This window comes from Candidatus Litorirhabdus singularis (assembly GCF_026262625.1).
Lineage (GTDB): Bacteria > Pseudomonadota > Gammaproteobacteria > Pseudomonadales > Halieaceae > Litorirhabdus > Litorirhabdus singularis.
This window is the reverse complement of record NZ_SHNN01000001.1, coordinates 398,952-408,526: the sequence shown is the minus strand read 5'-3', so window position 1 is coordinate 408,526 and position 9,575 is coordinate 398,952. Positions and strand designations below refer to the sequence as shown.

At 54.5% G+C, this 9,575-nt stretch carries 8 protein-coding genes; 6 read left to right on the top strand and 2 right to left on the bottom strand.

Annotated features, from left to right (window positions below):
* The first annotated feature begins 67 nt into the window (after positions 1-67).
* From EYC98_RS01900 to EYC98_RS01875, 6 genes are read left to right on the top strand one after another with little or no spacing between them, the layout of a single operon-like run.
* On the top strand, positions 68-370 hold the full coding sequence (locus EYC98_RS01900) for a DUF3467 domain-containing protein (protein WP_279243609.1): 303 nt from the start codon (positions 68-70) through the stop codon (positions 368-370).
* Positions 371-427: 57 nt separating this feature from the next.
* The gene (locus tag EYC98_RS01895) at positions 428-2,278 is read left to right on the top strand and encodes a GAF domain-containing protein (RefSeq protein ID WP_279243608.1); all 1,851 of its coding nucleotides are present in this window, start codon (positions 428-430) and stop codon (positions 2,276-2,278) included.
* Positions 2,279-2,311: 33 nt separating this feature from the next.
* The gene (locus tag EYC98_RS01890) at positions 2,312-4,450 is read left to right on the top strand and encodes a hypothetical protein (protein WP_279243607.1); all 2,139 of its coding nucleotides are present in this window, start codon (positions 2,312-2,314) and stop codon (positions 4,448-4,450) included.
* The gene (locus tag EYC98_RS01885; RefSeq protein WP_279243606.1) at positions 4,443-6,437 is read left to right on the top strand and encodes a preprotein translocase subunit SecA; all 1,995 of its coding nucleotides are present in this window, start codon (positions 4,443-4,445) and stop codon (positions 6,435-6,437) included. The genes EYC98_RS01890 and EYC98_RS01885 overlap by 8 nt, the downstream gene beginning before the upstream one ends.
* Complete coding sequence (locus tag EYC98_RS01880) at positions 6,434-7,189, top strand: efflux RND transporter periplasmic adaptor subunit (protein WP_279243605.1); 756 nt, start codon at positions 6,434-6,436, stop codon at positions 7,187-7,189. The genes EYC98_RS01885 and EYC98_RS01880 overlap by 4 nt, the downstream gene beginning before the upstream one ends.
* 4 nt (positions 7,190-7,193) lie before the next feature.
* Entirely contained in the window at positions 7,194-7,667 is a 474-nt protein-coding gene (locus tag EYC98_RS01875; protein WP_279243604.1) for a hypothetical protein, read from the top strand.
* A gap of 68 nt (positions 7,668-7,735) precedes the next feature.
* Here the strand turns inward: EYC98_RS01875 and EYC98_RS01870 are convergent, their stop codons facing one another.
* Positions 7,736-8,311, bottom strand: a complete 576-nt coding sequence (locus EYC98_RS01870; RefSeq protein ID WP_279243603.1) for a hypothetical protein — start codon at positions 8,309-8,311, stop codon at positions 7,736-7,738.
* Between the two features lie 628 nt (positions 8,312-8,939).
* On the bottom strand, positions 8,940-9,176 hold the full coding sequence (locus tag EYC98_RS01865) for a hypothetical protein (protein ID WP_279243602.1): 237 nt from the start codon (positions 9,174-9,176) through the stop codon (positions 8,940-8,942).
* Positions 9,177-9,575: the final 399 nt, after the last annotated feature.

The following is a 9,575-nucleotide window of genomic DNA, read 5'->3' as shown; positions in this document are numbered from 1 at the left end:
TGTCGTAGCCAGCTCGGCGATGATTATGTGTAGGGTAACCGAAATATTAATAGCTTAAGGAAGTAAAATGGCAGACGAAAAAAGTAAAAGTGGCAATACAGGCACACCCACCATCCGTTGGGACGATAGCAAGATGCGCAGCGTGTATGCGAATGTATGCAATGTGTCCAGCACACAGGAAGAGGTCACCCTGCTGTTTGGTACTAACCAGGCTTGGCGCAGTGGCCAGAAAGAAGTGGCTATTGAGCTTTCTGATCGTGTCATTGTCAGCCCCTATGCCGCCAAGCGTTTGTCGCGCCTGTTAAACAGTGTGGTAGAAGAATATGAAAAGCGTTTTGGCAACCTTGGCGAGACCGAGCAGCCAAAGTAATTGTGCAGCGCGGCCTGCCCTATGGCGGGCCGTCTGCCCTGAAATTAGTCATCAGCCATGACAACCAGCGAGCGAATATTCACCGACGATAACGGCGCGATAGTATTGCCCGATTCGTTGGAGCGGCTCGATCGATTGCTGCAGACCACCGACGAGCATTGGCATTACGTTTGGCTGGTCTGGCTGTGTGAGCAGTTGCCCGGAGTAGCTGCTGCTTTGGTGGTGACCGATGATAGCGGGGCCGGGCAGTTTCACGCGCGCGCGTTATGGCCGCAGGAAACCGGTTACGATCAGCTGCTGCAGGATGCCGCGGCGACCACGCTGGAGAAGCAGACGCCCTTGCTGTCACCGTTGGATGATGGCGCCAATCACCTGGGTAGTTATCCGATATTTATCAATGAGCGCCTGCGCGCTGTAGTCACGGTTTTATTTACCGGGGCCGACGAAGCCAGTTTGCAGCGCGTGCTGGCCGCTGTGGAATACTGCAGCGGTTGGCTTGAACTGGGCCTGAGCCGCACTACATTGGACGGTCTGGGTCATCAGAACGAACGTCAGCAAGTTGTTATCGACAGCATTGCCAATGTGTTGGGCGAGCGCGACTTTGATCATGCTGCACTGCGTTTTGTTAACCTGATTGGTCGTCATCTTAACGCCGAGCGGGTGGTGCTGGGTTTTGTGCGTGGCGGTGAGATTCACATCCATTCCCAGTCCGATAGCAGCGGCCACAGCAAAAAACATGAGTTGGTCAAACATACGGCCGCCGCCATGCAGGAGGCGGTAGACCAGCAGCAGGCAATCTTGTGGCCGGCGCCAGAATCACATAACTCTATCAGTCTTGCTCACGCCCGCCTGGCCGATGCCGCCGGACGCCGCACCCTGTTAACCGTGCCGCTGGTCGATAAGGAACTTTGCTACGGCGCGGTGCTGTTCGAGCGTGGCCTGGATGATCCCTTCACCGAGCAGGAACAGGTGCTGGGTGATGCTTTAGCCAACTACGTGGGCGTGGTGCTGGAGGAAAAAAGACAGTCGAGCCTGCCGCTTTATTCTTATGTTGGGCGCAGCCTGCGTAATCAAACCTCACGGCTGTTAGGCCCAGGCTACCTGGTACGCAAATTGGTGCTGCTGGCGCTGGTGGCGGTCACTTTGTTTTTCACCTTCATGCCCGGCGACTATAACCTGGGTACCGAGGCGGTACTGGAGGGCGCGGAGCTGCGAGCCATCGTGGTGCCGTTCGAGGGGTACCTGCAAAGTGCCAGTTTCAGGGCGGGTGATAAGGTCAGCGCCGGTGCACTGCTGGCAGAGTTGGAGACGCGGGAACTGCGCTTACAGCGTATGAGTTGGACCAGCCAGCAGGCCACATCGAGGCGGCAGTACGAAGATGCACTGGCGCGCCAGGAGCGCGCGCAGGTGCAGATTGCCAAGGCGCAAATGGATCGCGCTGCGGCTGAACTGGAACTGCTCGATTACCAGATAAGCCAGGCCACCATGGTTGCTCCCTTTGATGCATTGCTGGTCTCAGGTGACTTGAGTCAGCGCATAGGTTCTGTAGTGCGCCAGGGCGATGTGCTGTTTGAGTTGTCTCCCAGTGGTGAGTATCGGCTGGCGCTTTACGTGGATGAGTTCAGAATCAATGACGTTGAGGCCGGGCAGCCTGGCAGGCTGGTGCTGTCGGCGTTACCTGATACGGAGTTCAGCTTTGTAATTACGCGCATCAATCCGGTAGCTGAAGTGCGCGATGGCGCTACCGTGTATCGGGTAGAGGCGCAGATTACCGGTGATGTTGAATCACTCCGGGTGGGCCTTGAGGGTGTGGCGAAGGTCACCATTGATGAACGCCTGCTTATCAGTATCTGGACTCGTGGGGTCAGGGACTGGTTGCGCATGCAGATCTGGCGCTTCTGGGGTTAACCCGGTGTCTGTGCCCATTAGGCGGTCGCTGAGATGAGTTCCACGCTGTTTTCACGTGACTGGTACAGAATCGCCAGTCTCAAACCCCGAGTCCGGGACCATGTTACCGTGCATGCGCATCGCTACCGCGGTAAGCGCTGGTACCTGCTGGAAGATCACATCACCGGCCAGATAAGACGTCTGTCACCGCAGTCCTACTTGCTGGTGGGGCTGATGAATGGCGAACGCAGTGTTGATCAACTGTGGGATCTCGCCTCACAGCGACTGGGTGAGGAGATGCCCACTCACGAAGAAATGCTGCAACTGCTGGCGAGCCTGTACCAGGGCAACATCGTGCGTATGGATATCAGCGGCGATGTGGGTGAGCTGTTTGAGCGCGGCAGTGAAGCCAAGCGCAAACGCTGGATGGGAAAATTGAAATCTCCGCTCTCGGTGCAGATACCCCTGATCGACCCTGAGCGTTTTCTGCTGGCCACGCAAAAATACGTACGGCCGGTATTTTCCCGGGTTTCTTTGGTACTGCTGTGTGCGCTGCTGATTACCATGCTGTTTCTGGTAGGACAGCACTGGGACGAATTGACGCGCAACATCACCGACCGCGTGCTCGCCGCGGATAATCTGGTTTTGATGTGGATGATTTACCCCATCATCAAATTGCTGCATGAACTGGGCCATGGCTATTGCGTTAAACGTAATGGCGGAGAGGTCCACGAACTGGGAATCATGCTGCTGGTGTTGATTCCAATGCCCTACGTGGACGCCTCAGCTACTGGTGCCGTGGCTGACCGCAAGCAGCGCATGCTGGTAGGGATGGCGGGTATCATTGTCGAGCTGGTGATTGCGTCGCTGGCCATGCTTATCTGGATCAATGCCGGGCCCGGCCTGGTCAAGTCCATCGCCTTCAATATTATTTTTATCGCCGGCGTATCCACCATACTGGTTAACGGCAATCCGCTACTGAGATTTGACGGCTATTATGTGTTGGGAGATTTTCTGGAGATCCCCAACCTGGCCCAGCGCTCCAACCAGTACTGGGGCTGGTTGAGCAAACGCGTGCTGTTTGGCGTCAAAGGCCATGACTCGCCCGCCTACGACCGCCGTGAGGCGGGTTGGTTGTTTGCCTATGGTCTGGGCTCGTTCATCTATCGAATGTTCCTGATGGTGACCATTTTTCTGTTTGTGGCGCAGAAGTATTTTGTTGTCGGCGTGTTGCTGGCGGCCTGGTCGGTCACCGGCACTATGATCTGGCCCAATCTCAAAATGATAGCCAAAGCGTGGCGCGAGGGTGATTCCGGCACCGGCACTCGTAGTCCGAAGATTATGATACCTCTGGTATTTGCGGCCTTTGTTGTGCTGTTTGGTATGGTGCCCGTGCCGTTGTCGACCTCGGTGGAAGGGGTCGTGCAGATGGACGACGAGCGCCGCGTGCTAGCGGGGGAAAATTGCTTTATTGAAACCGTGCACGCAGCGGCCGGGACGCAAGTGGTGGCAGGTGAACTATTGGTCAGCTGCAGCAACCAGCGGCTGCAGGCAAATCATGAGATTTTGCGACACCAGCATACTGAGGCAGCAGCGCAGAGGCAGGGGGCCTGGTTTGATCCGGTACAGATCAGTATTTATGACCAGGAACTGGCGCGCCTGCAAGACGAGATTGCAGCCAATGAGGTGCAGCTAGCCGCGCTGAATATCTACGCTGAATCCCCCGGTGTCTGGTGGGTTACGGATGCCGCGGATCTGCCTGGGCGGTTTTTGTCCAGGGGTTCTCTGGTCGGCCACATTATTGACGACTCCCACGCGAAGGTATTGGGTATGGTGCCAGAGTCGGATATCAAGCTGTTGCGCGATAGTGTTGATCGCGTCAAGGTCCTTAAGGCGGCGCGACTGCAGGAAGAAATAGAGCCTGCTAGCTGGACGATTTTCCCCTCCGCTTCCAAAGAGCTGGTTAGCCAGGTACTGTCCGAGGCCGGCGGTGGCAGCATAATCGTCAATCCCTCCGAGTCTGAGCCGCGTACGGTACAGCGCTATTTTTTGGTCGATATTCGTTTCGACAGTTTGCCTTCCAGTCGCGTAGAGGAGCGCATTCTGGTGAAATTTGAACACCCACCCGAAGCGCTGGCCTATCGCACCTACCGGCTGATCAGGCGCACATTTTTGCAGTACTTTAATGTCTGAGTTTGCCGCCAGAAAGCCCAGCGTGGCGGGTTTGCGTAATGAAAGAACCTGGCTGGTGGATAACTGGCTGGATGTTTTTCTGGCGCGCAGCCGTGAAAAAATGCGCCAGCTTTACCATCTTATTTTACGTGCCGATGAGCGTATCGTGCGCGCGGTTTTGCGCCGCTGTGATGCGCTTGAGGCGCTCACCGAAGGGGAGTTAGAGGATGCCCTGCACAGAGTGCGCACTGAGCTGCGTCTGCAGGGGATTACCCGGACCACAATTATTGAGGCGTTTGCAGTAGTGCGTGAGATGAGCGGTCGCGCTCTGGGCATGCGCCATCACCACACTCAGATACGGTTGTCGCTGGCATTGCTGAGGGGCTGCGTCGGCGAGATGGCGACGGGAGAAGGTAAGACCCTGGCGGCTACGCTCGCCAGCTCGACAGCTGCTTTGGCGGGGATACCCGTACATGTGGTCACAGTGAATGACTATCTGGCGGAACGTGATGCTGAAGAAATGATACCGCTTTATCATGCGCTGGGTTTGACGGTAGGTATCATTACGCATGATGTCGAGCTTGCTGAGCGGCGTGAGGCTTATGGCAGTGATATCTGCTATTGCTGCAACAAAGAACTGACGTTTGATTTTCTCAAGGATCGGTTGGTGCTGGATGGCCGGGAAAACTCGCGGGTGCTGCAGGCCGCATTGCTAACTCGCGACACCGCCTGGGCTGAACGCTTGATGCTGCGCGGATTGCACTTTGCGATTGTTGATGAGGCCGACAGTGTGCTGGTAGATGAAGCGCGCACGCCGCTGATTATCTCCGGCGAGGAGAAGTTCGGGCAGCGGGAAGAAGATTTATTGAATACCGCCATGGCGATAGGTAGGCAGTTCAAAAAAGATACGCATTTTGAGCAGGATGAAACCTCGGCCATTCACATGAGCAAACGAGGCCAGGAATTACTGCTCAGTATCTGTAAGGACCTCGACGGTATCTGGCGTAGTTCTTTTTATCGTGATCCTTTGGTCAAGCAGGCGTTGGCGGCTCTGCATGTTTATCACCTCGACAAAGATTATATCGTTGATGAAGAGGGTGCCCTGCAGATTGTTGATCCCTATACCGGGCGGGTGATGCCGGGTAGGAGTTGGGGGCAGGGTCTGCAGCAGATGATTGAGATGAAAGAGGGCATTGAGCTGACCAAGCCGCGCGAGACGGATGCCGAGATCAGCTACCAGAATTTCTTTCGCAAGTATCACCACCTCTGCGGAATGACCGGCACCGGTCGTGAGCTTGCCTCTGAGCTGCTCGATGTCTATCGCTTGCGCAGCCAGAATATTCCGCTGCTGAAAGCCAGTCGCAGGCAACGTAGCGTGCGCGAGGTCTACGAGACCCAGCAGCTGAAGTGGGCGCGTGTGGCAGAGGTAGTCAGTGATTTGATCGAGCAGGGCCAGGCGGTATTGATTGGTACCAACTCGGTGGAGTCCTCTGAGAAAATCAGCGAGGTTTTGCACCAGCACCAAATTGCACACAAGGTGCTTAATGCCCGCCAGGATAAAGAAGAGGCCGAGATCGTAGCCGACGCCGGGCAACCTGGCGCTGTTATGGTCGCCACCAGCATGGCTGGGCGCGGCACCGACATCAAGTTAGCCAAGGCAACGCGGGCTGCCGGTGGTTTGCATGTTATTATCACCGAGCTGCAGGACTCATCGCGCATTGATCGCCAGCTGGAAGGGCGCTGTGCGCGACAGGGAGATCCCGGAACGGTGAGCCAGATCCTGTCGCTGGAGGATAGGCTGGTACTGCGCATGGCGGGACCGTTGCTGTTGGGTACTATCAAATCCCTTAATGCCTCCGGGGCCGGCGTACCCCGCTGGTTGGGTTGGGCGGTTCAGCAGCGTTGTCAGAAAAAAATTGAAGCAATGCATCATCGGCAGCGTATGCAGCTCATCAAGTTGGATACCCAGCGTCAGCGGACGATGGCCTTTGCAGGAGATAATCTTTGAGAACCAGACAGTTTTTTGCGTGCAGGGCCATGACGGCGGCGGTTCTGATCGCTGGCGCGGCGCAGGCACAGGCACAGGGCGACCTGACCCTGGCGACTCTGGGCTGCATGCTACAGCCGAGCAAGAAAGTAGAAGTGAGTTCACCGGTCCCGGGTGTGCTGGAAGTTGTTGATATTCGCCGTGGTGATCAGGTCAAGGTGGGAGAGACATTGTTTAAGCTGCGCGCCGGTGTAGAAAAAGCCAAGGTTGAGCTGACGCGGGTGAGAGCTGATTTTGCCAGCCGCGCGTCAAAAAGAAACGAGGAGTTGTACGCGGACGATCTGCTGTCTATCCATGAACGCGATGAGGTAGAGACTGATCTGTTGTTGGCGCAGATGGAGTTGCGGCTGGCGGAAGAAGAGCTGGCTTTGCGAGAGGTATACAGCCCTATAAACGGGGTTGTGGTAGACCGCCTGCTGGATGTGGGTGAGTACGTCAATGTGGACCCGGTGCTGCGTTTGGCCACGCTAGATCCGCTGCACGTGGACTTACTTCTTCCCGCCGAGTATTTCGGTAGAATTGCGGTTGGGCAGAAGCTAAATATTGTTGCCCAATCAGCCCTGCAGCAGCCGCGCGAGGCTAGCGTCTCAACCGTTGATCCATTGATAGATCCCGCCAGCGGAACCTTCCGCGTACAGCTGTCTATGAGTAACAAAGACAATAGTATTCCTGCCGGACTGCGCTGCAGTGCGCACTTGATTGAGGAGCCGTAACTTTGTGAATAAGATGACTAACGTACTGCTGGGCGTCATTCTGTTAATAGGTCTGCTAAATCTGGCTTTGACTGCGAGTCTGGCCGGTCGTCAATCGACGGTCGCTGCTGAGTCTGTATCTGGTTTTGACAATGGGCTGGCGCGGCGCTGGGGTGACCGCGTCACCAATTTATACAACCGTGGTGATCACGCTGGGCTGTACACGCTGTTCAACCAGCAGGCCAAGGTTAAAATAAGTGGCGACCAACTAGAAAGTCAGTTGGAGAAACTGCGTCAGTTATTCGGTGACATTGAGGAGAGCGCCTTTCAAAATTCAATGAAGCTGGGTGAGAAAGGCGGCGAACAGTATTACCAGTTACATTATTCTCTGCGGGTGACTGGTAAGGAGGGCCCTGCAACCATGCGATTATCTCTGGTCGTGGATGGAGACCAGATCAGTTTGTACGGTTTGACGATAAATGCAACTGAGTCGCTTTAAACACAGGTGGGGTTTGGTGCAGGCCGCCTGCGCGTGAGCGCAGGGGAGAGCTTTTAGCGGAGCTGAGTTTAGGCCGCCGCTTCTTCGACAGATTCCACTTCCACTTCTGCTTCTGGAGCTGCTTTCTCAAGCTCCTCAACCTTGGCTTCCAGCTCTTTAACCTGACGCTGCAGGTCAGCTTTTTCTGTTTTGGTCTGGTTGAGTGACTTCTGCAGTAGGTCAGTAGCCTTGGCTTTCTCAGCCATTTTGCGCTTGCTGGCGTCCAGGTTTTTCTTCATTTTGGCTGGATCATACTGCTTAAGCGCCTTCAGCTCGGTGCGTTCAGCAGACAGGTCGTTTTGCAGGGCCTTTATGCGTTTTTTCTGAGTAGCCGCTTCTTCGTGCAAATTCTCGCAGCGCTGGTTCAGCTCGCGATTGAGTTGCTCCGTGCGCTTGTTGGTGGTGGCGTCTGCAGACAGAGTGGTAATTTGTTCTAACTGCTTGGCAATAATAGCCAGCTTGTCTTCTTTCTCCTGAACTTGCTGGGCGACTTCTGCAGACTTGGCTGCAATTTCAGCATCTTTGGCGTCCAGTTGGACCTGATATTCTGATCGCAGGGTTTCTTCGAGTTCGATCAGTTTTTCCAGATTTTTCGTAGTTAACATTCAGTGCTTCCTGTGTGGTTTATAGTGTGATGCATTGCGAAAACAGAGCGTTTTGCGACTGATATTCCGTTTTCTGATACCACCGAGGAGATAGAAGTCGCGCTTTCCGAGAAAAACTAAATGTCAGAATAACTCGGGGGCAGCATTTTGCTGTACCGGAGCGCAAAAATCAATCGTATTATTACCGTTGGGCGGTAAATCCCTGAACAGGTAGTAGCTGTGCATTCGCGGAGATGAAGGCAGTTCGCGCCGGCCTACCGATACTTTAGTTTGGCTAGCAGCAAAGTTGTCAATGTTGTCTGGTGATTTAGCACCGCAGTGCTGTCTTGGTTCGCGATAGAGCGCGCTTTATCGCGGATGCCGTTGGTATGTTTTACGCCGGGCAGTACTAAAGCTCCGCTTCCTGACGCCAGACTACTTAGCAGCAAGCGCGTATGTAGTGAGTAGCCAGTGTCTCTTCAAATAGCCTTGGTATTGGACCGTAGTAATCTCGCGATCTGAAATTCGCGACCAATTCGGCGGCATGACCCGAGTTAAGCATATCCTCCGACAATACCGCGGCTGGAATTTTGTAATGCGGGTAAGGGTAACAGAGCTCTATGCTTGGAAAGTCCTCGCTCAGTAGTCGTTACAGTTCAGTCCGGCCAAAGGTTCTTACCCTGTCTGCATACACCGGATAACCTTCAATACCTTCCAACCTGACTTTCAGGTGGTCCTCATGCGAGGAGGAAAAATACTTTAAGCCAAACTGGTTCTCAATCGCGATAACCACACAACCGTCCGAAGAGAGCAAGTCGCTGAAGTACTTCAATACATGTTGGTAGGGATCGTCTTCCTCGACGAACAGCGCTGAGTACTCCAGCACTCCTAAACAGATGATAAGATCAAATTTTTAGCATCAACACCTCAATGGCGACCAACCGCGGGTTAATCCCTTGAAGCTGGACCTGACGGCTGCCTGATATCGGCTTTCGCATCGTGATCGAAGGCAACGCAAACAACCAATCTAGCTCCGCCGCCAAATAAGCTAATAATATCAGCCACTTAAACAACAAACCAAGCTTGTAGACACCGGCTACTGAAACCACCTGCTGCCTTTGGCTGAAGCCCCCGGCAAACGTGAACAGCGCAGCCCTGAGGAGCTGCAACTATCAGCCTGGCAATATCCCAAAATGAGCCCAAAAAATAGCGGTCCACAATCAAGCTTGTTAATATGCACACGAGCTTTCCTATCTAAGCTACACGTCATCCACAAAACACTATC

Bases quoted from the DNA above. Each gene is read 5' to 3' on its own strand.
- EYC98_RS01900 (WP_279243609.1), top strand. From the start codon at position 68: ATGGCAGACGAAAAAAGTAAAAGTGGCAATACAGGCACACCCACCATC.
- EYC98_RS01895 (WP_279243608.1), top strand. From the start codon at position 428: ATGACAACCAGCGAGCGAATATTCACCGACGATAACGGCGCGATAGTA.
- EYC98_RS01890 (WP_279243607.1), top strand. From the start codon at position 2,312: ATGAGTTCCACGCTGTTTTCACGTGACTGGTACAGAATCGCCAGTCTC.
- EYC98_RS01885 (WP_279243606.1), top strand. From the start codon at position 4,443: ATGTCTGAGTTTGCCGCCAGAAAGCCCAGCGTGGCGGGTTTGCGTAAT.
- EYC98_RS01870 (WP_279243603.1), bottom strand. From the start codon at position 8,311: ATGTTAACTACGAAAAATCTGGAAAAACTGATCGAACTCGAAGAAACC.